Source organism: Peribacillus deserti (genome assembly GCF_016909175.1).
Lineage (GTDB): Bacteria > Bacillota > Bacilli > Bacillales > DSM-1321 > Paraperibacillus > Paraperibacillus deserti.
This window is the reverse complement of record NZ_JAFBFI010000018.1, coordinates 68640-93511: the sequence shown is the minus strand read 5'-3', so window position 1 is coordinate 93511 and position 24872 is coordinate 68640. Positions and strand designations below refer to the sequence as shown.

Below are 24872 nucleotides of genomic sequence, written 5' to 3'. Positions count from 1 at the left end.
TATATTCACCCATATATCCCAAGGAAAATCCACTACCTTTTCATAACCATTTTTTCCGGGTCTACCCATTCGTCGAATTGCTGTTCCGTGACATAATTTAACTGTAAGGCTGCTTCTTTAAGAGTTAAATTTTCCTTGAAAGCAAATTTGGCAATTTCGGCTGCTTTTTCGTAGCCAATATATGGATTGAGAGCCGTAACCAGCATGAGCGAACGATTAAGATTTTCACTAATTTTCTCAGAGTTGGCTGTCATGCCTTTTATACAGTGGTCATTGAACGAATGAATGCAGTCTGCTAAAAGCTGTACAGACTGAAGGAAATTATAGATAATAACCGGTTTAAATACATTCAGTTCAAAATTACCCTGGCTTGCCGCAAAAGCAATAGCCGCGTCATTTCCAAATACCTGCACCGCTGCCATTGTAACAGCTTCACTCTGAGTAGGGTTAACTTTGCCCGGCATAATGGAGCTCCCGGGCTCATTTGCTGGTATAAAAATTTCTCCTATTCCGCAGCGCGGGCCGCTGGCAAGCCATCTAACATCATTGGCAATCTTCATTAAATCCGCTGCCAGCCCTTTTATGGCGCCATGTACGTGTACTAATTCATCATGGCTGGTCAGCGCATGGAAGGTGTTGAAACTTGCTTGAAATGGATACCCGGTTTCTCTGGCTATAAAGTTGGCTGTTTTTCTTCCAAAATTCTTATGGGCATTAATTCCTGAACCGACTGCAGTTCCTCCTATAGCGAGATTCAAGAGATGTCTGCTGCTTTCCTTAATCATCTCGCCGCTTCTTTCAAGCATGGCTCTCCAGCCGCTTATTTCCTGGCCTAATGTCAATGGAGTAGCATCCTGCAGATGAGTTCTCCCGATTTTCAGCAAATCGGCGTATTCGTCTTCCTTTGTCTTCAAAGTGGCAGAAAGTGTGCTTATGGCAGGAAGAAGACTTTCAGCGACAGAAAGATAGGCTGCTACATGCATTGCTGTTGGAAATGAATCATTCGAGCTTTGTGACATATTTACATCATCATTTGGATGTACCTTATTTTCACTGCCTTTTTGCTCGAGAATGTAATTGGCCCTGTTTGCGATCACTTCATTTACGTTCATATTTGTCTGTGTGCCACTTCCCGTCTGCCATACAGAAAGGGGGAATTGATCATCATATTTTCCTTCAAGGATGTCATCACACACCGTTGCAATAGTTTCTTTTTTGATAGAATCTAAATCCCCTAATTCTGAATTCACATAAGCGGCAGCTTTCTTTACCACTGCATACGCACGAATTAATGGCAGTGGCATCTTTTCAGTGCCTATTTTAAAATTATTCCTGCTTCTTTCTGTCTGCGCTCCCCAGAACTTGTCCGCAGGCACTTTTACCTCGCCCATCGTATCTTTCTCGATTCTAAATTCCATTTTATCCGCCTCCTTATTTACTCGTTATTTCTTTTCCCTTGTTTCTCCACATATAACGTAAACTCTTTTTCTTGTAACCGTTTAATGTGGGGACTAAAAGGGGACTTCAAGCGCCTTTAACAAAGATCATCCAGATACCTGAGCGAAAAACCGGTCTTTCGGATCGATCATATGGCATTCCATTCATTTAGTGACTCACAATATACTTAAGTGATAAAAGCAGCAGATTCCTTTTAGAATCTGCTGCCTGCAAATGAGAGTTATCTTATTAAAACATATGTCGATTTAGCGGTAACAGTTATTCTAGAACCTTTGAATTTATTTAGAATTTTGGTACCTGCTGAGTCACCGTCCACTAATACTTTCCACACGGCATTGGATGGAAGTGTTATCTCTGTATCTTTTGTGCCGGCATTGTGGATAACAGCGATCTCGTTTGCCGCATCGTGGTTTGCTTTTGCATTCAATGTAAAAGCAACAGTCTGGACCGGAGAATCAATGAATGTTAAATTGTCCTTTATTTTATCAGCTGTATCCATTCTAAATGATGAAAACTTTTTGCGAAGCTCAATAAGACCTTCGATATACTGAACTTGTTCATCGAATTCTGCTCTTCGATTCCAATCGAGCTGGTTTATACTGTCAGGAGATTTATAGCTATTATGATCTCCTTGTTTCGTTCTCATAAACTCCTGACCTGCATGTATAAAGGATACCCCCTGCGATGTAAGCATAATGGAGGAAGCTAATTTATGCATTTGGATTTGGTCCTTTAATGAGGCTTCAGGATTTGTAAGCTGAAGCTTATCCCACAAAGTAAGGTTATCATGTGCTTCTACATACGTTACTGTCTGGCCGGGATCCGTATAGGATGCCGTGGCTTTCGGGTAATTTATTCCTGCCTCTATACCCTGCTTAATGATGTTCTCAGTATTTGGCTTCCCATTAATAAATCCCTTATCCTGATCTGAGAATACACTTCCTTTTAGGGAATCACGGATGCTGTCGTTAAAATGAGCAATTCCGTCCATTTTTTCAGCATTTTTTTGGTTCGCCTTTTGATCTGGAGGGAGTGGCGTCCCCATATCCCAGCCCTCGCCCAGCACTATAATGGAAGGATCTATTTTATCGAGCTCCTTTCGCACTTTGTTCATGGTTTCAACATCCAGAATACCCATTAAATCAAATCTGAACCCATCCAGATGATACTCCTTTGCCCAGTATGAGACAGATTCTACAATAAACTTTTGGGCCATTTTCCGCTCGGATGCTATGTCATTGCCTACACCCGTTCCGTTAGCTGGTGTACCATTTTCGTTGTACCGGAAAAAATAGCCCGGCACTAACTTATTAAAGCTATGTTCATTCATGTCATATACATGGTTATATACAACGTCCATAATCACATTAAGGTCATTTTCATGGAGAGCTTGAACCATTTGTTTCAGTTCTCTAATTCGCGCTGCTGGGTCGTATGGATCTGTAGCATAAGATCCTTCTGGAGCATTATAATTTTTCGGATCATAGCCCCAGTTAAATTGAGGTTCCTCCAATTCGGTTTCATCTACAGTCCGGTAATCATATAACGGAAGAAATTGAACATGCGTAACACCAAGTTCCTTCATATAATCTAGACCAGTCTTGAAACCGCCAGGCCCGCGGGTTCCTGCTTCAGCAGCACCAAGATACTTCCCTTTATTCTTAATGCCGCTTTCCTTTTGGATAGAGAGGTCGCGAACATGAAGTTCATATATCACAGCATCCTCTGGGTTAGTGAACCTCTTCTTCTTTTGTGTCCACTTTTTCGGATCTGTTTTTGTTAAATCCATCACTACGCCTTTATCACCGTTCACAGTAACTGCACGTACATAAGGGTCCACTGCCTCATTCCACCGATCCGCTATTAATACTTTATACGTATAAATCAGTCCCTGCTGATTACCTTTTATTTCAGTTACCCAGGTTCCTTTAATATCTTTTTTCATAGGAATCTCGGTGCCTTCTTTATCATCCCAGGAAGTATAGGTCACCAATTTTAATTCTCTAGCTGTAGGAGCCCATACTCGGAAGGATGTTTTATCTTTTTCATACGTATTACCAAGATCACGTCCGCGATAATAATATAAATCATCAAATTCCTTGGTACGAACCACCTTGCCTATACCTACAGTCGTTTCTCCATAGCCCTCTTTTGAAATCGTATATTGTCCAGATAAGTTTAAAGGATCAGAAGTAACTACTTTTACCTGATTTGTAACAGTTTTTCCATCAATAAGAGGCTTAACCTCTTTAATATGGGCTCCAGAAAGTTGGATTCCGCCATTAGGCTGTTCTGTAATATTAAACGGAATATTAGTCTGGAACGTTATTGAATTTAATTCATCTATTACGGCTGAAGTAATTTTCGGAGTTTGATCAATTTCCGGCTGTTCTGTATAGACTCTATCATCACCGCTGACAACCCACACTTCTCCTGCAGCATTCTTTATGTCTATAAATCTATCACCGCCATCTTTTTCCCATGAGTCAGTCCGGACAATAAATCCCACCTTGCTATAGCTGCCATCAAGAATAACTTCGGCAGTCTTTCCAAAACCATCTTCATCTGTAAAAGGGTATGCCTTTCCGTCTTTTCCTTCTGGCCAGATCCATAAATTCCAGTTTTTTGTATCATCAGGGGCCGGGCGATAATGAATTGTCACTTTGGTGGCACCTTCAGCTTGTGCAATCGTTTTCAAAAAAAACGCTGATACTAAAGATGAAACTAGTAAAATAGCAGCAACAAAAACCAGGAATACTGTTTTTTTCTTCAAATAACTGCCTCCTCTATTATCTATTAGAACAATTTAAGTATACAAAATACATGAAAGCGTTTCCACTTTTTTTCTTAATTAATGGTTTTGAAGATGAAAGTTCTTTCCTGAGATTAATTTCTAATAAAAAAAGGCTCTTTTCTTAAAGATTGTTGTTATTTAATAAGTTTTACAAAGTCATCTCATTGTTAAATTAGGTTGATTGGAGCGTAAGGTGCGAGACTCCTGCGGGAGCTGCGGGACAGGTGAGACCCCGCAGGCAAAGCCGAGGAGGCTCACCGCCCGCCCCGCGGAAAGCGAGCATCCTGGAGAGGAAATCAACCCTCCTTGTTCGATAGCAACAAAGTTTGCAAAAACAGCCTAAAAAAAAGATAAAGCATTTCCATGTGCATATACCAACTAAAACAGGAATGTGCCAGGTCTCTGCAGCCGGACACATTCCTTTCTTAGCCTGCTCTATTTTCTTGTTTTCCCTGCTGAAGCTGATACATTTGATAGTATCTTCCCTTTAAATTCATAAGTTCGTCATGACTGCCTTTTTCAGCGATTTCCCCTTTATCCAGTACAAGTATTTGGTCGGCATTCTTAATCGTAGACAATCTGTGGGCAATTATGAAGGTTGTTCTTCCCTTTTTAAGGACCTCCATCGCTTCTTGAATAACAGCCTCTGTTTCAGTATCAATACTGGATGTTGCTTCATCAAGAATCAATATAGCCGGATTAAACGCAAGCGCCCTCGCAAATGAGATGAGCTGCCGCTGTCCCGAAGAAAGGGTGCTCCCTTTTTCTATTACAGGAGTGTCAATCCCGTGCTCCAGATGAGTCAGAACTTGATCCGCACCTACATCCTTTAAGGCTTTTTCAATTGTTTCATTACTAACCCTAGGATCATTTAAACTGACGTTTGAGGCAATAGTTCCTGTAAAAAGATATGGGTCTTGAAGAACAATCCCCATATGTTCCCTAAGGGACTGGTACGGGATATCCTTAACATTTTTTCCATCGATGGTTATTGCACCTTTGCTGGAATCGTAGAATCTGAAAAGCAGATTCATGATAGAACTTTTCCCCGAACCTGTATGCCCTACTAAAGCCACAGTTTCTCCCTGGTTCGCTTTAAAGCTTATATTTTTTAGAACATACTCGCCTTCCTTGTAGCCAAAAGAGACTTGTTCAAACTCAACATTTCCTTTGTACCGTGTTATTTTTTCGTCACTCACATCTATCCCCTTTTCATCCAGCAGCTGGAAAACTCGTTCCCCTGCAACAAGAGCCTGTTCTAGATTAGCAAATTGATTTACAATTCCGGATATAGGGTGGAACAAACGATTTATATAGTCTACTAGCGCATAAAGCATTCCAAGTGAGATCACAGAATTCAGATTTAAAGATTCTTTGCCGAAATACCAGATAAAAGCTACAAACGTTATATTTCTTAAGATGTTTACTAAATTATGCCCTGTTAATGAATTTAGGCTGAGCATTTTATTCTGATACTGGAAATGTTCTTCATTCAATTTTTCGAAAGATTGGACCGTTTCTTTTTCCCTGTTAAACGCTTGGATTACATTCATGCCCTGTATGGATTCATTAATGGTTGCATTAATATCACTCACTCTTGACCGGATCATATGGTTATATTTCGAAGCGAATTTTCTATATACGAGAGTCCATATAACCATGATTGGGACAAGCAATAAACATAGCAGCGATAACTTTGGCGATAGTATAAACACAGCAATGAATATTCCAATAATATAGATAATACTGGAAAAGAAATTAGCCAGCACCGCTACATATAATTCTTTAATGGCTTCGGTATCGTTAGTAATCCTTGAAACCACTTTTCCGGCGGGCAGATTATCATAGTAAGATATATGCAGTGTCTGAATGTGAGAGAATAAATCCTTTCTCATCTTTTGAATAATGCGGTTGGCTGCTTTTTGAAGATTATATCTCTGCCCATATTGGAAGATAGCTGCAATAATAAGGAGGCCAAAGTACAAGGATGCAAGTTTTAAAATCCGCGGGATTTCTGGTTTATAGAAATTCATAAGTTCGCTTTTCGTTAGAATTTCACCCTCATAAGATTTGGTTCCTTGTTTATTCTTAATGGTCAGGACATTGTCATGTAACGACCGCTTGCCCTCTTTAGAAACCACTTCATCAATAAAAACGAAATTAGTTCCTGCCTGAAGGATAGAAACAGGCTTCCCTTTAGGCTGCCCCGCCTCAAAATATACATCTCTCTTATAGAATTTTTCGTTATATTCTGCTGTGTCTTTTCCCTTTTCCGTCTCATGCCAGGTGGATTCTATCCCCAAAATATGAGAGTCAATCACACGCTTAGCTATAAACGGACCAGCCAGATCTGCAGCTACTGAGATAGTCAGCATGACGAGCGCTGCCAGAATAATTTTTTTATATAGTGCTGCGTATTGATATAGTCGTTTGCCTGTCATTACGCAACCACCCCCGATCCTTCCTCAACCTGCTGCCTTTCGAATTGTTCCTTGTACCATCCATCCATACCCAAAAGTTCTTGATGGCGCCCTTCTTCCACAATTCTCCCTTCGTCCAGCACAAGAATCCAATCTGCATGCTGTACTGCGGATAGCCGGTGTGTTGTAATAATGGTTGTTTTCCCGCTTCGTTCTTTTCGAATGTTTTCAATGATAGTCGTCTCTGTTTTTGCATCTACCGCAGAAAGTGAGTCATCTAAAATTAAAATCTCCGGATCTCTGATTAATGCTCTTGCGATGGATATTCTTTGTTTTTGACCGCCTGATAAAGCCACTCCTTTTTCGCCGACAAGAGTGTCCAATCCCTGAGGCAGATTAGCCAGATCTTTATTAAAGTCAGCAAAATGAATAGCGTCCCACATTTCCTTTTCATCTGCATGCGGACTTCCAAAAAGAATGTTTTCTTTTATCGTTCTTGAAAATAAGAAATTGTCCTGCGGTACATAACCGATCCAGCCTCTAACTGTATTTATATCCTGCTTATCCAAAGGTATATCTGCAATGGATATAGAGCCTTCTCCGAGAGGATACTCTCTTAGCAGCTGCTTGATCAGTGTAGTTTTACCGCTTCCGGTTTTACCGACTACTCCGATTGTCTGGCCCTTTTCAATTCTAAGGGATATGTCCTCTAAATTGTGACGGCTTGAAGAAGGGTATGTGAAGGTAACATGCCCAAATTCTATACTCTCAGGAGTATTCACTTTTTCGAGCCCTTCCGCATTTTTCACATCCTCCTGATACGAAAGAGTTTCTGTTACCCGATCGAGCGATGCATTTCCACGCTGCATAATGTTGATTAGTTCACCAATGGCAAACATGGGCCAAATCAGCATTCCAAGATAAACGTTAAACGATACGAGTTCACCCATGGTTAGCTGCTGGTTAAACACTTGGTAAGCTCCATAGCTGAGACCGATCAGGTAGCTCAATCCCACCAAAATTTTTATGGTTGGATCAAATAGCGAATCGATTTTCGCAACTTCCAGGTTTTTATTAAAAACATCTTCTGTCATGTCCCCAAAACGCTTCTCGTCCGCCCGCTCTTGAACATAGGCACGTATAACCCGTACACCCGATACAGATTCAAGTACATGATCATTCATCTCGCCGAAAGCATCCTGTGCAGCTGTAAAGCGTTTATGAATTCTGTTTCCATATATATTCATGATCCATGCCATTATTGGAAGCGGCACAATCGCGGCAAGTGTAAGCTTCCAGTCAATCAGAATGCACATCGTTCCAATAATCGTCGCGGTAAACATTAAAGCATCCGTTAACGTTAAGATTCCAAACCCCGCTGTAACGGAAACAGCTTTTAAATCATTTGTTGCTCTGGCCATTAAGTCCCCAGTCCGGTTTTTCTCGAAAAAAGAAGGCGTCATTTTCAGCAGATGATTCATCAGCTGCGACCTCATTCTTTTCTCTAGAATAAACGCACCGCCAAAAAGCTGATACATCCATATGTAACATAATGCATAGACAGCTGCGGCAATTCCTGCCAGATATAAAATATATTTCATAATCCCGCTGTTAGTCAGTGTACCTTCATGTATATCATCAATTGCAAGGCCGACCAATCTCGGCGGCAGAACCTCCATGATATTAACTATACACAGCAAGGTAATGGCTATCGTATACCTCAGCCAATGTTTTTTAAAAAACCATGCTAATTTCTTGTAAATAGACAGCATTTCAAGGTCCTCCTGTTTTGTTATTTGTTTTCAAATCTACTAGCCGCTATCTGGATCCACAGCTCCAATTAATAGTAAGTGTTTTGAATTTCCCATTTTTTCTTTACCTCCATATTTTTTTTTTTGAAAGCTCTGTTAAATTTGCCTGTTGATTTCCTCTCCAAGCACTCGCTTTCCGCGGGCGGTCCGGGAGCCTCCTCGGCGTTACACGCCTGTGGGGTCTCCCTTATCCGCTTTTCCCGCAGGACATTGAAGTACCATCCTCGAATTCTCACCGCACGAAGGAAATGCGAATGCATTTTCGAGGATCTCGCGCCTTACGTTACAATCACCATAGTGCCAAAACCAACAATGAACTTTAACATAGCCTATTGGATAGAGCAAAAAGCTCGTAAACCCGACTGCCATTTTGCTAAAGAAGCATACACTAAAAAAATCCGATAAAAATAAAAAGGCTCCTCGCAAAATGCGGGAGCCATCATACTTTGATTAAAAGCATAATAAAAGCGCACGCGCGGTTAAGCCGCAGCCTGCACTGATTCTCGAGTATTAACCAACAGAAATGGAGAGGTTAATGAACCTGAGACAGCGGCTGCGTTAATATGGCAATACAATTAGGCCCTGCATATCCTTGATAAATCATAACGCAGCCCTCCATTCTCTAAAAAGTTATTAGTATCTTCAGTGTGTACTTTACTACTATATGAATAATTTGTCAATTTTACCTTTTTTGAATATTCGAATTATACAGTTCTTTTTCACACAATCTTAGTTTATGAAGAAAGCTACCAGGTTATTACAAAATTGATCCTATAAACAGATAATACGGTTTTTATTTAGGCTTACACCGCCTTCTCTTCAGCAGCCTTCCAATGAACCTCATCTGTGTACTTGGGCAGTAAATAATAATATATGAAACTAACTAAAATTAAAGCTCCTCCAACGATCCAATAAAGACCTTCTATAGATAATACAGAAGGGAAGGTGAAGGAAATAATAGCCAGCATCAAAGATTGAGCAAGCATCATTAAAGGTGTGATCCAGCCCTGGACCCTGCCCATCATTTTGGGGTCCACTATAGCGGGCATCCAGCCACCAATGGCAATATTGCAGAACGGCAATGCCAGGGAGGTACCGAAAAGAGCAGTAAAAAACCAAAATGGATTTACAGCAAATGAGGATAATACAACGAAAAAACCGGAAAAGAAAAGGCCGCCAATAAGACCATTTATCAGCTTAATCTTACTAGCAACGGCAGAAGCAATAAGGCTGCCTAATAGTACACCACTGCCAAACACAATCCCTAGAATTACTGAATACTCTTCATAATGATTTGGAGCCAGTTTATATTTCATAATAAAAATAGGCATTACAGAAAACCCGCCATTAACGATTCCAAAAATACAGAAGCCGCTCAATAATGAAAGCAGGAGCTTGTCATTTAATATGTATTTCATTCCCAGCTTAAAGTCATTAACCACGAGCTTAAAATCCAAATCTTTTATTGAATGATTTCCATTTGGCATTCTAACTTGATCTGGTATGCGGCAGGATCTGATTAAAAGAGCACTGACTGCAAAGCTAACTGCATTTGCTGTTATAGCTCCATAAATGCCTATTTTCCAGTATAAGTAAATACCCAATCCATTTCCAACAAGCATAAAAATACTCGACACCATTTGATTTAACCCGGCCGCAGCCGTGTAATCTTCCTTAGAAAGAACGCCCTGAATAATTCCAGACTGAGCCGGGGCAAAAAACTTCTGCACCCCGCTGATTAAAAACAGCATTAGGAAAATTAAAGGCATAACCCCAATTTTTAGCGCTCCTATCAAACCTAAAGTTAATCCAAAGCACAGCCAATCACAATTCTCAGCAATTTTCCTCCTGTCCATGCGGTCTGCCATTACACCTACTAAGAAAAAGACAGCCAAAACAGGCAGAGAATACATCAGTTCAGCAGCAGAAGCGTAAGCCGGATTGTCTCCAAACCGGTCAAGGAGATAAAACATAAATGCCGCAATACTAATAACGCTTCCCATTTGAGAGGTGAAATTCGCCAGAAACAGTTTTGTATACAACGGATTTTTAAAAACAGAAAATGTTTTAGACATGTGCTTCCTTCTTTCCTTTTGATAAGAAAAAGTTACTTAGTAAAGGATTTAATTATCCTTCAAAGGTTCCTTTTACTAATGCGGCTCCTCCGAAAACCATCTTCCTGCCCATTGCAATAACCGTGTCAATACTCAGCGTTTCTTTGTCCAGAAACACTAAATCAGCATCCTTACCAGGAGCAATTCTTCCCTTCTGACTCAACTTCAAAATGTCTGCGGGATTTTCCGTTATCACCCTTATGGCTGTTTCCATAGGTACTTTCTCTTCCAGTACGGCGGCCCTTACCTCTTTATATAGCGAATCACATTTGCCTATTTGGAGTCCCCGTAATACTCCATGCTCATCAAATTCAGGCAGACTGGCCTGGCCATCTGAGGTAAAAGTGATCTTGCTGATTTCAACACCCTGATCCAGCATAATTCTTAGCCCTTTACTGCATTTAACTTCTCCTTCCTCGAGAAACTTGGCAATGGTGCTTGTGGTGAAATCAACATAGCCGCCTTTCCTTGCAAAGTGAATGGCTTCCTCAAACAAGTGGGAGTTTCGATTAACATGAGTCGGATAAAATTGGCGGAGAGGAAGATCGGTTGTTTCTACAACTTCTTCAATGAGTTTAAAATGATCATAACTGTCGCCTATATGTATGTTTACAATTCCTGCTTTATTAGACAACATGCCTCCAAGTCTTGCTGCGGAAGCTATCCTGGCTAACTCCTGTACAGTCGGCTGAGAGGAGCGATGATCTGAAATAGCAATTTCACCTGCGCCAATTATTTTATCAACCAGTATAATATCATCCTCAATTTTTCCAGTAAGTGTTTTGACAGGTACCTGGTAAGACCCTGTCTGAACATAGCAGGTTATGCCCTCTTCTTCTAATGCCCGAGCCTTGGCAATCAAACTTGGCATTGTTCTTGTTGTCCCATCGGTTCCAATTACTCCAATCAGGGTAGTAATTCCGCCTAAAGTGGCATCAGTCAGCTGAATTTCTGGTGTTCTTGTTTTAAAACTTCCTTCTCCGCCGCCGCCAATGATGTGGACATGTGCATCGATAAATCCCGGAACAATTATTTTCCCGGATGCATCGATTACTTTCACCTCAACAAACCGTTCTGGCGGGTCAATCTGATCTTCTATAAAAGCTATTTTGGAATCAGTAATTAAAATGTCCTTTTTTCCTAGATAACCGGGAGAATAAATTTCACCGTTTTTGATGATAGTCAGCATGTTGTTACCCCTTCCTTACTCCGGAAAATTCACAAATATACCCATTCTTCATATCCATTAAATATTCCTGCTTAGACTATTTGCTCCCTTCTTATTGAAAAAAGAAAAATAAATATTTTAAAATAATTTTTATTCTAACGAACTAAAATGTTTCATTTTTCACGGTTCGGGTAAATAACTAGCATGACAATGATCGACCATTAGACAAAACCAAAAAAACCAAAATCACTTAAAATAAATTACTATTTGAATATCGAGAAGGAGCGAATTTTGATGAATGAAATTATTTCTGCTAATGTTTTAATTCAAGAAAAAATAACAATGCGGCAAATTATGTCTTTTTACCAGGAGAGCAAGCAATATGAAGGAAATGTATATCTTCATTCCAACCAAAAAATAGTCGATGCAAAAAAACTATCTAAGCTGGTTTCATTTATGCTTACAGTAAATGCAGATTCTCCTGTAAAAATTATTGTAGAAGGCCAGCATGTACAAAACAAGCTTCAAGAGCTGACTGAAGTTTGTACAGTTCAAGAACAGACCCTGCAGCGAAAATACTTTATGAACCCAACTCAAACAATTCAAGTATAAAAATCAAAAATTCAGCAACATTAAAAGTAACTACAGGGACGGATTGGAGTGAAACGGAATGCTTCGGACAATACTAATGATCATTGGTGCAATTGTAGTCATTGGCTTTATAGTTAATGCATTATCTTAATCCTACATTATGTAAAAGGCGTGATACTTTGGCTGAAAACAAAGCAACGAACGCTAACCCAAAAGCAGCACTCATTAAATATTCAGCATACCTCATTATAATATTTGGTATAATCTGGCTGATTTATAACTTTATCCTTTAAACCCCCTTGCCATGTATAGGCCGGGGGTTTTTTGCGGACTTCGAGGCAAAAGATCGGCTCGAAACAATCAAAAGCATCCCTTCTCTTTAGTAATGATGTGAACGGTATACGGCTGGCTTCTTTCTGCACGTTCACTGGTAGCCTTCAATTTCCCCTTCGTACAACCCTATTTCTGTGCAGCAGCGCGGCTACTTATCGGGGAATCCTGTATCCGGGAAATAAATACCTTAGCTGATCATACTCCCCCGGTTCTTAGATGAATTGGCAGCTCTGGATTTATTCTTTATTTTAAGATTGCTAATGAAGCTCCTCTATGCGGGAACTTCTGCCACTTCGCGCGATTATTCGGCTTCTATGCGCGATAATGAGGCTCCTTCGCGCTATTATTCCGGTTCTTTGCGCGATAATGGGGTGCCTTCGCGCGATTATTCCGCTTCTTTGCGCGATAATGGGATTCCTTCGCGCAAAAACCAAATTTTCACGGATGCACCCTTTATCTTAAGCGCAATATGATTACACTTTCTGCGACAGGACATTATTTTATACATTAAAAATGGACCGTCTCTTGTTTACCTAAGAGACGGTCCATTTTTTTCACTCATTTTTCTTTCAATTGATCTCATCTTTCCGTTCTGTTTTTTGTTCCTTTACTTTTGTTTCTTTTACAGCTTGTTTTTTAGCCTGGGGCTCCTCTGGTTTTGGCTCATCTGGATTTCCTGGATCTTCCGGTTCTGGCTTATCCGGAGTGTCCGGTTCCGGATCTTCAGGTTCTGGATCTTCTGGCTCTGGTTTATCAGGCTCCGGCTTGTCGGGATTAGAATCTCCCGGAGGCGGATTTTCTGGTGTAACAGGTGGAGCAGGTGTTTCATTTTCAGCCCCGCCAGATTCTCCTTGTGTTCCAGGATTTGAAGGTGCATCATTTTTTGGAATTTCTGTTGTTTCCTCAGTATTCTGTTCCTGCTGCTGGGCCTCCGGTTCGGCAGGCATCTCATTTGATTCATTTTGATCTTGTGGAACACTGTTGGTATCCTGTGATTCTATGGGCTGTTCTTCATCCTTTTTGTCCTGTGAAAATGGTTCAGTCCATTTTTTCCAATTATCTTTAAGACGCTGCTTTTGATCTTTCCAGAATTGTTCTCTTGCCCTTTCTCTTTCCTCTTTCATATAAGTTTCAATACTCTTTACATCGAAGGATTCATGCTGTTTATGCTGCAGCGCTTTGCTCATCAATTCTTTAAATAAGGGAGCAGCACCTTCACTGCTCGTAGTAGTTAAATAATGGTTCTCGTCGGTTTTGTCATATCCAAGCCAAACAGCACCTGCCAGGACGGGGGAATATCCAACAAACCATTGGTCTTTCACGCCATCTATTCCATCTATAGGAACCTGCGTTGAGCCAGTCTTCCCTGCGATTTCCCATCCATCAACCGCTGCGGCCTGGCCTGTCCCCTGTTCAACAACACCCATCAGCATAGATGTCATTTTGTTTGCAATTGCCTTCTCTGTTACTTTCGTTTTGACTTCTTTCCATTTTGCTATCTCGTTTCCTTCTGCATCGACTATCTTAATTATGGAATGCGAGTCGATTCTTTCCCCATTATTAGGAAAAGCAGAATAGGCTTCTGCCATTTCAACTGGGGATACTCCATTTGTATGCGCTCCTAAAGCGAGCCCCAATCTTCTGTCTTCCTCTGTTAAAGGGATACCAAATTTTTTTACAGATTCCATTCCTTTGCTGATTCCTATTTCATTTAACAGCCAGACAGCCGGCACATTAAGTGACTTCATCAAAGCTTCATACATGGGTACTTCGCCTTTATATTCATCATTGTAGTTGGAGGGCTCATAATTTCCAAAATTCATTTTTTCATCTTTTAATTCATCTGATAGGTTATATCCATTTTCAAGTGCAGGAGTATATACCGCTAGAGGCTTCATTGTAGAACCTGGCTGAGTTTTTAATTGTGTAGCACGGTTATAGCCTCTGAAGGTATGCTCTCCCCTCCCTCCTACAAGGGCATTAATGCCGCCTGTTTTTGGATCAATAAGAACCGCGCCGCTTTGGACGAGTTTTCCGTTGCTGCCTTCAGGAAACAGAGAATCATTCTGATAAACCTCTTCGGCCGCTTTCTGCATATCCTGATCTAGCGTAGTATATATGCGATAACCGCCTGTTAGAAGTTTATCCTGATCCAATTTATATTTCTTTACCGCTTCTTCAAATACAGCATCTACAAAATGTGGATATTTACCTTTTAGTGGATCTTCTTTATTGTCTGTATTAAGAGCCAGCTCTTGATCTTTAGCTTCATTAAAAACTTCCTTAGAAATAAATTTGTATTTTACCATTTCACTAAGAACTATATTTCGCCTTTCTATAGCTCTATCCTTATTCACAAAAGGATCCATTTGGCTAGGCGCCTTTACTATACCCGCAAGCAATGCACCTTCGGCAGCCGTTAATTGTTTAACCTCTTTACCGAAGTAGATCTGGGAAGCCCTTTTAATTCCCCATGCTCCATGGCCGAAATATATTTGGTTTAAATACATTTCCAATATTTCATCTTTAGAAAATTTCTTTTCGACCTCTTTAGCTAAAAAGTATTCTTTAAATTTACGTTTATAAGTGCGATCTGAATTTAAGAGGGCATTCTTGGTTAATTGCTGAGTTAAAGTGCTGCCTCCCTGAACAACTCTACCCGCTTTTACATTCGAAACGGCAGCTCGAAATATTCCCTGGTAATCCACACCGTTATGTTCATAGAAGCGATGGTCTTCGATTGCCACTACTGCATTTTTCACATGTTCAGGGACTTGAGAGATGGGTATTGTTTCAATTTTATTTGCTGTCACTTTGCTGGCCAATTTATCATTTTGGTCATAAATCAATGTGGGCTGATACATCTTATTCTTTAAGTTGCTGATATCCGCGTCTGGATCCATAAAATGAAAAAATCCTGCTACAGACAGCGCTGCTGCAGATGAAATCACTGCGGCCATTTGAAAGAATTTTTTGGGATTCAGCTGCTGAAAGCCTTTTGAAAAAAAATTTAGAAAACCCTTCATAAAACTCCTCCATTAATGAAAAGAAATACCTTCAGATTTATATGTAATAAGTAAAATCATTGATATTCTATACCCGCCTTTATTAAGAATCACACCTAATATGATTGGTTCTCAATGAAATTTTTCCCTGTTTTTTTTAATGTATCCTTTCTTGATTGCTCAAATCTTGTAAACAGACAATAAAAAAAAGCAATAACGCGAATCGTTAATTGCTTTTCTATGGTTTCGATATGTAAAGATTTCTGTCATCGGCTGGGATGGACTTAGGTGCAAGGTCTCGATATAGAGACTCCATATACATATACACTATTTGCTTAGTTTTTTCATCAGCACCTAAAACAGAAAGATGTTGTAAGCAGCGGGTTATGGTCGGGTGCTTTCTTGGATTATGATCAAAATTCCGCATCCAAATCACCTCTTTTAAACAATCATATGACACTCTCCAAAATTAAACATTGGACTTTAGGCATATTTTTCGACAAAAAGTTAGAATTATTACTTTTTTTTAGACAATAATCTGATTTTGATAAATTGTTCTCTTTTTTGGGTATATAATTAGTAATTTCCAATCTAGAAATAAAAGGATGAGAGGAGAGAAGGATATGAATTTATTCAGGCATATCGCAGTAGCATATGACGGGACCAATGAAGGAAAAGAGGCTGTAAAGATAGCCGCCGGCCTTAAGAAAGCTAATCCAGAAACAAGCTTAACTGTTCTTCATGTCTATGACGGAAGCGCCCGTTCTTCATCTGAGGGAGCCTTTGCAATGGGAAGGGAAAATGTATATGTAGATCCTACACAGATGCAGCCGGTTGTTACACCGCCAATCAGCTTTGAAAATTCCGGTTTTCAGCCATATAATCCCGAAATAAGCGACCCAATTACGGAAACAGAAACAACAGTAAAAGAAACACTCGGACCTGCATTGGCAGATGCCAGGCTTGAAGTACTAGACGGCAATCCTTCAGAAAGCATCTGCCGATATGCAGAAGAAAATAACGTAGATTTACTCGTAGTGGGGAGCAGCGGAAAGAGCCCATTAAAGAAGTTCTTTGCTGGCAGCGTCAGCGAAGGAATTGTTAAGGATGCCCCTTGTTCAGTTCTTATCGCAAAAGGAATGTAGAATACTACTGCTGCCGATAGCTGGGCAGGATACTCTTTTCTGACATTAAATGAAACAAAGCCTGTCGTCCATTCTAGACGCCAGGCTTTGTTTTTATGTTAATGCTTTTTTAAATAATGTTCGATGGGCAGTGGAATATAATAAAACCGCTATTATTGCAGAAAGGATAAAACTGATAGCCATGTATGTTCCGTTGTAAACAAGAGAATACAAGGCAACAGGCTGTCCCTCCGGAGCATATGATCCGAAAAAGACAATTCCAGATGCAAAATGGCATAAGAACCTTAAAAAAGATCCTGCAAATATTCCCAATGTCATTAAAATATATGATTTCTTTCTATTTCCTTTAAGAAAGCTATTTTGAATTCCGCCCGCAAAAACACCTGCGATGCCAACAAGCGTAAATGCAAGTGGATAGTCGAGAAACCCTTGTACAGGGTGTGCGATAGAGGCAAAGCCCGTTACAATCTGCAGCAATCCAAGCAATAAGCCAGAAAGGAGACCGCCCTTTATTCCCCATCTGAATGCCATTATAAATACAGGGACCATCGCGATTGAAATGGATCCTCCCTGCGGCCAGATTCTTGAGAAAATAAACTGTGACACCATATCCAGCAAGAGTGCCAGTGCTGCAAATACAGCCACTTCTACCATCATTAATACATTTCCGTTTTTCATATCTTTTCCTCCTTTTTTTAAAGAGGAGCTTAAAGCCATATGAACAGTGTTTCAGAGCAAAATAAAAAACAATTCGCGAAAGGTTAAGGATTCCCCACAAATTGCTTTATCCTATAACCACATCCCTACGCTAGCACTAACTAACAGGTTCATAGGGTCAGAACTCTTTCGTTCACTCTCAGCCTTTAGGCTCCCCTTGTGGAAAAATTTTATTTAGTTTTATCATTTAAAATATACAACCTTTCAGCCTGTTTAACAAGAGAAAAATATCATAAAGATAATCGCTTTTGTAATAGTACCATGGATAATATAGAACAATAATAAAAGGGTTGAACAACTGGAATGAATTAAAGATTCCCTTTTGTATTGTACATACCGACAAAGCCCATTACCGCTCCGCTTTTGATATGAAGAAGCTCTGCTCCTATTTATTCATAACATTTAAAGGGTTTGAAGCGGCTGTTACGTGAGTATATAACTTGTAAAATAACTGCTTTTAGGGGAAAATTTTTTCTTATACTATATATTTTATTATTCATGTCCCTTAGGGAACATGCGGGAGGTGACTCCTTAACCCGTAATTGCGAGTTAAGGGATTTACTTGGAATTCATGAATTTATTGTGGGTTGTACTGCTAATCGCAATTACAGCATTCTTCGTCGCTTCAGAATTTGCAATCGTTAAAATTAGAACCACCCGCATCGACCAGCTCGTTGAGGAAGGAAATAAAAGAGCCATTTCTGCCAGGAAGGTTATAAGTGACTTGGATGAATATTTATCGGCCTGCCAGTTAGGCATTACCCTTACCTCTCTAGGATTAGGCTGGCTAGGGGAGCCTGCTTTCCAGAAACTGCTGGAACCCATTTTCCATCAATTAAATCTGCCTTCGCAGATTACTCACCTCATTTCTTTTATACTGGCTTTCTTTATTATTACCTTTTTCCATGTAGTCGTCGGAGAGCTGGCACCTAAAACGTTCGCTATTCAAAAGACAGAAAGTATCGTGCTGGCTGTTGCAAAACCGTTAATTTGGTTTAATCGGATTGCCTTTCCATTTATCTATACGTTAAACAAATCGGCCTCATTATTTACAAGATTATTTGGTCTTGAGCCTGGTTCTGAACATGAACTGGCTCATACGGAGGAAGAACTGCGCATCATTCTATCAGAAAGCTACAAAAGCGGAGAAATCAATCAATCTGAATATCGATACGTTAATAAAATATTTGAGTTTGACAATAGGCTTGCTAAGGAAATTATGGTTCCGCGGACTGAGATCGTCAGCTTAATGAAAGACGACACTATTGATGACTTTATAGAAGTAGCTAAAGAGGAACAATTTACCCGCTATCCGATTGTGGATGGAGATAAGGACCATGTGATTGGGATGGTTAATATTAAGGAAGTTTTTTCTGATATGATCAGGCAAAAGGATTTATCAACGACTCTAGAAGCCTATACGCGGCCGATTATTAGAGTTATTGAAAACATACCCATACATGACTTACTGGTCAAAATGCAAAAAGACCGGATTCATTTAGCCATTCTAATGGATGAATACGGAGGTACGTCAGGCCTTGTTACGGTTGAAGATATCCTTGAGGAGATTGTCGGAGAAATACGGGATGAATTTGATTTAGATGAAATAGCAGAAATCCGTAAGATTAAGGATGGCCATTATATTCTTGATTCTAAAGTGCTTCTATCAGAAGTGAATGACTTATTAGGATTGACCCTGAATGAAGAAGATATCGATACAATCGGGGGATGGATGCTTACCGAAAAATATGAAGTGCAGGCTGGGGATTTCATTGAATGGGAATCATATATGTTCAGGGTCCTTGAAATGGAAGAACACTCAATAAAATATATAGAAGTAACAAAATTGCCTGATGATTCCGCTACTCGGGAGTGAGTAAAAAAATAGGTGTGAAACTTATATTTCACACCCCCTTTTGATTATTTCTTATTAAACTTTCTGACAGTTGTAATCGGTGGGTTTTTTTTCTTCTTCCAGAAAAAGTAAAGTAAACCGCCCACTATCGCTGCAATAATAAAAGGAGTAATAAAAGGCGCTGCCTCCTCTTTAACATTTCCCCAATTTTCACCAAGCACTGTGCCCAGATAAATAAAACCGATCGTCCACGGAATAATGGCTGCAACCGTATATCCCGTGAATTTTAGGAAAGACATTTTTGCGATTCCTGCAGGAATAGAGATTGCATGCCGAACTACCGGAATAAATCGCGCACTAAAAATGACTCCCCCGCCGTAATTTTCAAACCACTTTTCAGCAAGATCCATATGATGTTTGTTAATCAATACGTATTTACCGTATTTCTCCAGAAAGGGCCTTCCGCCAAAATAGCCTGCCCAATACAAAAACAGTTGAGCAAGTGTACCCCCTATTACACCAGCAATAACCGAACCAATAAAGTTGATTCTGCCAATGGAGACTAAATATCCTCCATACCCTAATACAATTTCGCTTGGAATAATTTCTATCATTAATCCCAGAGCTACTCCAAAGTAGCCAAGATCAGAAAAAAACGTCAACAGCTGCATAATTAAATCTTTCATATTATTCCCCTCTAAAATAATTTACAATACTACTAGGATACCTCAAATCTCTGCTTTTGAAAATAAGCTCCCTATGTACTATTACTAACCTTATTGAAAATTTGGACAATCTATAACTTCAGATGTCATTTTTACTTCGATTTTTGCTTCCCCATATTAACCGCCTGGCATTTTGACAACATTAAAAAACACACCCTGATCGGTGTGTTTTCCAAGCTTAGAAATTACTGTTTTCTTTCTTTTAAGTAAGGCATGTGATTAGAAGTGGAATGAGACGGTAAAGCGAGTAAAGTTGGATCTATTTGAAATAAGTTTTTAAAAACTTCCATTCTTGACTTAGTTTTCTCTATTTTAATACCCTTATTTTTAAACTTGACGATTATTTCGCTTTTCAAAAAGCTCACCTCTAATCCCATTAAGTGTTTATATCCACTTACATTTTCCCAGACTTTCCTTAATTTAAACTTAACTTATTAAAATTTTTCCAATATGTAATGATCTGCCTCACTGCGCCTCTTGTAAAAAGACTGGTAAAGCAATACCTTTATACCTTATACTATCTCATGCTCATTAAACAAGTTAAAAAAATATTACGTTTTTTTTACAACTGCATAGAATCTTAGTTCCAGTCCCCTTTAGCACTGCCACTTCAGCTTTTGCTTGAATATGCACCATCCATTTTTATTAAGGCACCTTCAGCCGTTTCCTTACAAATCAGCCCTGCTCATTAAATTTTTTTTGAAATTAGTTTAAAAACCCTTAATATCAGGGAAAAAACTTCCATATAAATGTAGTATATTCATATTTTTCTAGAGTATTTGACTGAATAAGCTAGTTTTTTTATACTTATACTTAATTCTGGAAATGAGGTGATGAGATGGGGGATTGACAAAAGGAATAGCTGGCGTTATATCTCTACATTTTGCATCATCCACTACTTTAACATTTAATCTCTTGCATAAAAGAGTTCACGGTAATTGAGTGATTTCTTTAGTATTGGAAGCTGATGCTCCTATAGTTTAAGAAACCTAAAACTTCAGGAGGTGACCTCCTTTCTCTCTGTCATCATGCGGGAGAAGGAACCTTATTTGGACATATTAAACTTGGTTGTTATAGCCATTTTAATTGCTTTGACAGCATTTTTTGTTGCTTCAGAATTTGCAATAGTAAAAGTAAGAAGCTCAAGAATTGACCAGTTAATTGAAGAAGGAAAAGAAAACGCAGTTCCTGCAAAAAGAGTGATAAGCAATCTGGACGAATACCTGTCTGCCTGTCAATTAGGAATAACCATTACAGCGCTTGGCCTTGGCTGGCTGGGAGAACCAACATTTGAACACCTGCTCAGTCCTTTGCTTGCCAATTTTAACCTGCCTTATGGTGCAGTGCAGTTTATTTCTGTCCTTCTTGCATTTTCCATTATTACTTTTATCCATGTTGTGATCGGCGAACTGGCCCCCAAAACGATTGCCATCCAGAAAGCCGAATTCATTACTCTCATAAGCGCCAGGCCTTTAATGATCTTTTACAAAATGATGTATCCGTTTATATGGACATTAAATGGATCAGCAAGGATGGTAACACGTGTAATGGGGTTTAAAGCAGTTACTGAACACGAAATGGTTCACTCACAAGAGGAACTTCGCCTAATTCTTTCTGAAAGCTATAAAAGTGGTGAAATCAACCAATCCGAATATAAATATGTGAATAAAATTTTTGAATTTGATGACAGGATCGCAAAAGAAATAATGGTTCCCAGAACCGAAATCATCACACTGTCTAATGAAGACACCATTTCTACTTTGTTCTCGATTGTCCAGGAGGAAAAGTTCACGCGATACCCTATTATCGACGGGGACAAGGACCATGTAATTGGAATGGTCAATGTGAAAGAAATTTTTACAGACATGATTTCTAATGGAAATCTTTCAGGGGAAAAACTAGAAAGCTATATCCGCCCGATCATCCGGGTCATAGACAATATACCGCTTCATGATCTTTTGGTTAAAATGCAGAAAGAGCGGATTCATATGGCCATCTTGATGGATGAATATGGCGGCACATCAGGGCTTGTAACTGTTGAGGACATTTTAGAAGAAATCGTGGGAGATATTCGGGATGAATTCGACCTGGATGAAATTCCTATGGTCCGCAAAATAAATGATGGCCACTATATCATGGAGTCAAAGGTTTTGATAAGTGAAGTCAATGACCTTCTTGGTTTAGAAATAAATGATCAGGACGTAGATACCATTGGCGGCTGGGTCTTAACAGAGAACTTTGAAATTAAACAGGGTGATATTTTGACTTTTGACGCCTATAACTTTCAAGTAATCGAAATGGAAGAACATCATATTAGATATATTGAAATCACAAAAAAGGAAGCCCGGACAGAGGAAGTGCAAAGTATAGCCATCCCCCCTGCTGAAATTGTTTCGTTAAACAACAAGGCTGCCCTCTAAAAGGGGCAGCCTTGTTGTTGTGCTAAATTTTAAAATTAATACGAATGGCACCTGCTCTTTTTAAGGTATCATACACTATAACCAGGGCGGGCCCAAGGAATAAGCCGATAAAACCTAACAGCTTAAAACCCAGATACAAGCTGATTAGAGCAGCAAGCGGGCTAAGGCCCATATTGGTTGAATATATCTTCGGCTCAATAATTCTTCTTACAACCGTAATAATGATAAACAGGACAATCAAACCGATTCCCAGTCCCTGATGTCCCTGAAGGAGAGATATAACTGCCCACGGAACAAGAACTGAACCGGTCCCCAATATCGGCAGAATATCCACAAATACAATTAATATCGATAACAGCAATATATAGGGAGCCTTTAGGATCCACAACCCGATTGAAGCCATGGCAAAGGTTACAATACTTAAAATGATCTGAGCTCTTAAAAAGCCTATTCCAGCCTTAGTCAAGTCGTTAAATACCAATGACAGCTTCTTTGATGTTTCTGGTCTAAGGAACCCCTTTATTCTTCTTTTAATGCGTGGAAGCTCCAGACTGAATAAAAAGAGTGCCACCAGATAGATGAGAAATTCAATCAAAAAACCGGGTATAAGGGTTACAAGGCCGATAATGCTTTGGACAAGCTTTTGGAAAAATACCTCAAGGCCGCTGATGCCTTTTTCCATTGTTTCCTCTATTGAAAGTATAACGTCCTTAGGAAGCGTCTCTGAATAGTTTTCCCATTTATAAATAGAAGGAAGGAAAACCGTTTGGTAGAGTTCCCTTACAAAGCCCGGAACGACTTCCGAGAGGTTAATAATCTGTCTGCTTAAAACTGAAATACAAAAGTAAACAAACGAGAGAAGCCCTCCTGTATAAATAAGAAAGCTTGCTAATACAGACCATCTCCTGGATAGTTTTGCTTTCACTTGAATTGGAGCCACAATGCTTTCCAAAAAAACAGCTGTGACAAACGCAAAAATTAATGTCCAGGAATACGGTACCAGTATGAAAATTAGTGAAAGTATAATGATTCCCCATACCCATTTAATCGACATATATCATTTCCTCTCTAATCCTAAAAACCCTTAAAATTCCCGCAGCGTCAGCTCATTGAATTCGTGCCAGCAGCCAGTGGCAGCCCTGCCCTACTAAGGAAAACGATAGTTTAATCCTCGATTCCCAAACTGCAGCAGTTGCAGAAAATTTAAAAATCAAAGCTCGAACGGTTAAAATAGCATGTTCCCAAGACCCATAGTATTGGTCAAACTTATAGTTAAATACGGCCAGTCCTGCTCTTAGTGTAACTCCTCACAGAATTGTTGATCAATTAAATACCTCTGCTCTGTTTAAAATCTGCCTGTAAACTGCATAATAAGAATAAGGGCACCAAGAATCCATACATACACAGCAAATACTTTCAAGGAATGATTTTTCAGGTAGTTAATCATCCACTTAACGGCAATATATCCAAAAACCGCTGCAGCCAATATCCCAATTAATAAAGAGGCTGCGGGAATGCTTTCTGCCTTTCCTTGAACAAGGTCAAGCGACTGAAGGACAATTGCCCCTGCAATAGCCGGAGTGGACATTAAGAAGGAAAAGTATGCTGCAGTTTCCCGATCAAGCCCTCTAATTAAAGCGGCGACCATCGTCAGTCCTGAACGGGAAATGGCCGGAAAAATAGCAAAGGCCTGGAATACACCTATAAATAAAGCATCACCATATGTAATGCTGTCCATTTTCTTTCTTCCCTTTTTTATGGACTCAGCAAACCATAAAAATAAACCAGTTACAAGGAATTCCCAGCCGATTGTTACACCGGTTTTTGAAATTTCGTCAAAAAAGTCGCCAAATGCTAGTCCGACTATTACGGCCGGAATTGTTCCTAACACCAGAAGCCAAGTAAGCTTACCAAAGGGATTCCGCAATATTTTAAGAAATTCGACGCGGTAAAAAACAAACACTGCCAGCAAAGTACCTACATGCATCATAGTATCAAGCAGAAGCCCAGCTTCTTCTAACCCAAATAAATGTCTTCCAAGATAGAGGTGTCCGGTACTGCTGATAGGTAAAAATTCAGTAAGGCCCTGAATAAGTCCCAATATAAAAGCTTCAATCTTTGTTAACATGGGTAATCTCCTTTTTTAAAAGCCATCAAAGGCTATTGATATGCTGCTGTATTTATCCTTATGAGTTAACTATATTCTAAGTTGGGTATGATTAATAAGAAAAATGGTTTAATATCCTATGCAAAATCAGATTATCAAAAACACTTAGAGGAGGGCAATTCTTATGAAATTAATTGAACTATGCAGAA

At 39.5% G+C, this 24872-nt stretch carries 17 protein-coding genes and 1 riboswitch; of the genes, 4 read left to right on the top strand and 13 right to left on the bottom strand.

Annotated features, from left to right (window positions below; translation table 11 throughout):
- Positions 1 to 32: 32 nt before the first annotated feature.
- The 6 genes from fumC to iadA all read right to left on the bottom strand — a co-directional run bounded on the left by fumC (position 33) and on the right by iadA (position 11786).
- Complete coding sequence (fumC, locus tag JOC77_RS17255) at positions 33 to 1418, bottom strand: class II fumarate hydratase (RefSeq protein ID WP_204545889.1); 1386 nt, start codon at positions 1416 to 1418, stop codon at positions 33 to 35.
- Between the two features lie 260 nt (positions 1419 to 1678).
- Positions 1679 to 4231, bottom strand: coding sequence for a type I pullulanase (gene pulA, locus JOC77_RS17250; RefSeq protein ID WP_239558859.1), 2553 nt, complete (start codon positions 4229 to 4231; stop codon positions 1679 to 1681).
- 446 nt (positions 4232 to 4677) lie between these two features.
- Positions 4678 to 6693: an ABC transporter ATP-binding protein gene (locus tag JOC77_RS17245; RefSeq protein ID WP_204545886.1), complete on the bottom strand. Its 2016-nt coding sequence runs from the start codon at positions 6691 to 6693 to the stop codon at positions 4678 to 4680.
- Positions 6693 to 8444 carry an ABC transporter ATP-binding protein gene (locus tag JOC77_RS17240; protein ID WP_204545883.1) on the bottom strand — a complete coding sequence of 584 codons (1752 nt, stop codon included), beginning with the start codon at positions 8442 to 8444 and terminating at the stop codon, positions 6693 to 6695. The genes JOC77_RS17245 and JOC77_RS17240 overlap by 1 nt, the downstream gene beginning before the upstream one ends.
- 842 nt (positions 8445 to 9286) lie before the next feature.
- Complete coding sequence (locus JOC77_RS17235; RefSeq protein ID WP_204545869.1) at positions 9287 to 10558, bottom strand: MFS transporter; 1272 nt, start codon at positions 10556 to 10558, stop codon at positions 9287 to 9289.
- 52 nt (positions 10559 to 10610) lie between these two features.
- Entirely contained in the window at positions 10611 to 11786 is a 1176-nt protein-coding gene (gene iadA / locus JOC77_RS17230; RefSeq protein ID WP_204545866.1) for a beta-aspartyl-peptidase, read from the bottom strand.
- A 273-nt stretch (positions 11787 to 12059) separates the two neighbouring features.
- On the opposite strand from iadA, the gene JOC77_RS17225 reads away from it, so the two are divergent.
- Positions 12060 to 12377 carry an HPr family phosphocarrier protein gene (locus tag JOC77_RS17225; RefSeq protein ID WP_204545863.1) on the top strand — a complete coding sequence of 106 codons (318 nt, stop codon included), beginning with the start codon at positions 12060 to 12062 and terminating at the stop codon, positions 12375 to 12377.
- A gap of 881 nt (positions 12378 to 13258) precedes the next feature.
- Here the strand turns inward: JOC77_RS17225 and JOC77_RS17220 are convergent.
- Complete coding sequence (locus JOC77_RS17220; RefSeq protein ID WP_204545860.1) at positions 13259 to 15715, bottom strand: transglycosylase domain-containing protein; 2457 nt, start codon at positions 15713 to 15715, stop codon at positions 13259 to 13261.
- 217 nt (positions 15716 to 15932) lie between these two features.
- Complete coding sequence (locus tag JOC77_RS17215) at positions 15933 to 16121, bottom strand: hypothetical protein (protein WP_204545857.1); 189 nt, start codon at positions 16119 to 16121, stop codon at positions 15933 to 15935.
- Positions 16122 to 16317: 196 nt separating this feature from the next.
- Between JOC77_RS17215 and JOC77_RS17210 the strand changes: the two genes are divergently transcribed.
- Entirely contained in the window at positions 16318 to 16839 is a 522-nt protein-coding gene (locus tag JOC77_RS17210; RefSeq protein ID WP_204545854.1) for a universal stress protein, read from the top strand.
- Positions 16840 to 16932: 93 nt separating this feature from the next.
- Here the strand turns inward: JOC77_RS17210 and thiT are convergent, their stop codons facing one another.
- Positions 16933 to 17517 carry an energy-coupled thiamine transporter ThiT gene (gene thiT, locus JOC77_RS17205; RefSeq protein WP_204545850.1) on the bottom strand — a complete coding sequence of 195 codons (585 nt, stop codon included), beginning with the start codon at positions 17515 to 17517 and terminating at the stop codon, positions 16933 to 16935.
- A gap of 105 nt (positions 17518 to 17622) precedes the next feature.
- Positions 17623 to 17724: riboswitch (TPP riboswitch) on the bottom strand.
- Positions 17725 to 18127: 403 nt separating this feature from the next.
- Here thiT and JOC77_RS17200 point away from each other — a divergent pair.
- The gene (locus JOC77_RS17200; protein ID WP_377337555.1) at positions 18128 to 19432 is read left to right on the top strand and encodes a hemolysin family protein; all 1305 of its coding nucleotides are present in this window, start codon (positions 18128 to 18130) and stop codon (positions 19430 to 19432) included.
- Positions 19433 to 19476: 44 nt separating this feature from the next.
- On the opposite strand, the gene uptA is transcribed toward JOC77_RS17200, so the two are convergent.
- Together uptA and JOC77_RS21885 are read right to left on the bottom strand one after the other, a co-directional pair.
- The gene (gene uptA / locus JOC77_RS17195) at positions 19477 to 20097 is read right to left on the bottom strand and encodes an undecaprenyl phosphate transporter UptA (protein ID WP_204545831.1); all 621 of its coding nucleotides are present in this window, start codon (positions 20095 to 20097) and stop codon (positions 19477 to 19479) included.
- Positions 20098 to 20321: 224 nt separating this feature from the next.
- Positions 20322 to 20513, bottom strand: a complete 192-nt coding sequence (locus tag JOC77_RS21885) for an Lmo0850 family protein (RefSeq protein ID WP_377337558.1) — start codon at positions 20511 to 20513, stop codon at positions 20322 to 20324.
- 672 nt (positions 20514 to 21185) lie between these two features.
- Here JOC77_RS21885 and JOC77_RS17190 point away from each other — a divergent pair.
- Positions 21186 to 22556: a hemolysin family protein gene (locus tag JOC77_RS17190; protein WP_239558858.1), complete on the top strand. Its 1371-nt coding sequence runs from the start codon at positions 21186 to 21188 to the stop codon at positions 22554 to 22556.
- Positions 22557 to 22578: 22 nt separating this feature from the next.
- Here the strand turns inward: JOC77_RS17190 and ytvI are convergent, their stop codons facing one another.
- Positions 22579 to 23610: a sporulation integral membrane protein YtvI gene (gene ytvI, locus JOC77_RS17185; RefSeq protein WP_204545827.1), complete on the bottom strand. Its 1032-nt coding sequence runs from the start codon at positions 23608 to 23610 to the stop codon at positions 22579 to 22581.
- A 291-nt stretch (positions 23611 to 23901) separates the two neighbouring features.
- Complete coding sequence (locus JOC77_RS17180; protein ID WP_204545825.1) at positions 23902 to 24684, bottom strand: undecaprenyl-diphosphate phosphatase; 783 nt, start codon at positions 24682 to 24684, stop codon at positions 23902 to 23904.
- Positions 24685 to 24872 lie beyond the last annotated feature (188 nt).

Excerpts from the sequence above, each read along its gene's own strand:
- fumC (WP_204545889.1), bottom strand. The coding sequence starts at position 1,418 with ATGGAATTTAGAATCGAGAAAGATACGATGGGCGAGGTAAAAGTGCCT.
- JOC77_RS17245 (WP_204545886.1), bottom strand. The coding sequence starts at position 6,693 with ATGACAGGCAAACGACTATATCAATACGCAGCACTATATAAAAAAATT.
- JOC77_RS17240 (WP_204545883.1), bottom strand. The coding sequence starts at position 8,444 with ATGCTGTCTATTTACAAGAAATTAGCATGGTTTTTTAAAAAACATTGG.
- JOC77_RS17235 (WP_204545869.1), bottom strand. The coding sequence starts at position 10,558 with ATGTCTAAAACATTTTCTGTTTTTAAAAATCCGTTGTATACAAAACTG.
- iadA (WP_204545866.1), bottom strand. The coding sequence starts at position 11,786 with ATGCTGACTATCATCAAAAACGGTGAAATTTATTCTCCCGGTTATCTA.
- JOC77_RS17225 (WP_204545863.1), top strand. The coding sequence starts at position 12,060 with ATGAATGAAATTATTTCTGCTAATGTTTTAATTCAAGAAAAAATAACA.
- JOC77_RS17220 (WP_204545860.1), bottom strand. The coding sequence starts at position 15,715 with ATGAAGGGTTTTCTAAATTTTTTTTCAAAAGGCTTTCAGCAGCTGAAT.
- JOC77_RS17215 (WP_204545857.1), bottom strand. The coding sequence starts at position 16,121 with ATGCGGAATTTTGATCATAATCCAAGAAAGCACCCGACCATAACCCGC.
- JOC77_RS17210 (WP_204545854.1), top strand. The coding sequence starts at position 16,318 with ATGAATTTATTCAGGCATATCGCAGTAGCATATGACGGGACCAATGAA.
- thiT (WP_204545850.1), bottom strand. The coding sequence starts at position 17,517 with ATGAAAAACGGAAATGTATTAATGATGGTAGAAGTGGCTGTATTTGCA.
- JOC77_RS17200 (WP_377337555.1), top strand. The coding sequence starts at position 18,128 with ATGAATTTATTGTGGGTTGTACTGCTAATCGCAATTACAGCATTCTTC.
- uptA (WP_204545831.1), bottom strand. The coding sequence starts at position 20,097 with ATGAAAGATTTAATTATGCAGCTGTTGACGTTTTTTTCTGATCTTGGC.
- JOC77_RS21885 (WP_377337558.1), bottom strand. The coding sequence starts at position 20,513 with ATGGGATTAGAGGTGAGCTTTTTGAAAAGCGAAATAATCGTCAAGTTT.
- ytvI (WP_204545827.1), bottom strand. The coding sequence starts at position 23,610 with ATGTCGATTAAATGGGTATGGGGAATCATTATACTTTCACTAATTTTC.
- JOC77_RS17180 (WP_204545825.1), bottom strand. The coding sequence starts at position 24,684 with ATGTTAACAAAGATTGAAGCTTTTATATTGGGACTTATTCAGGGCCTT.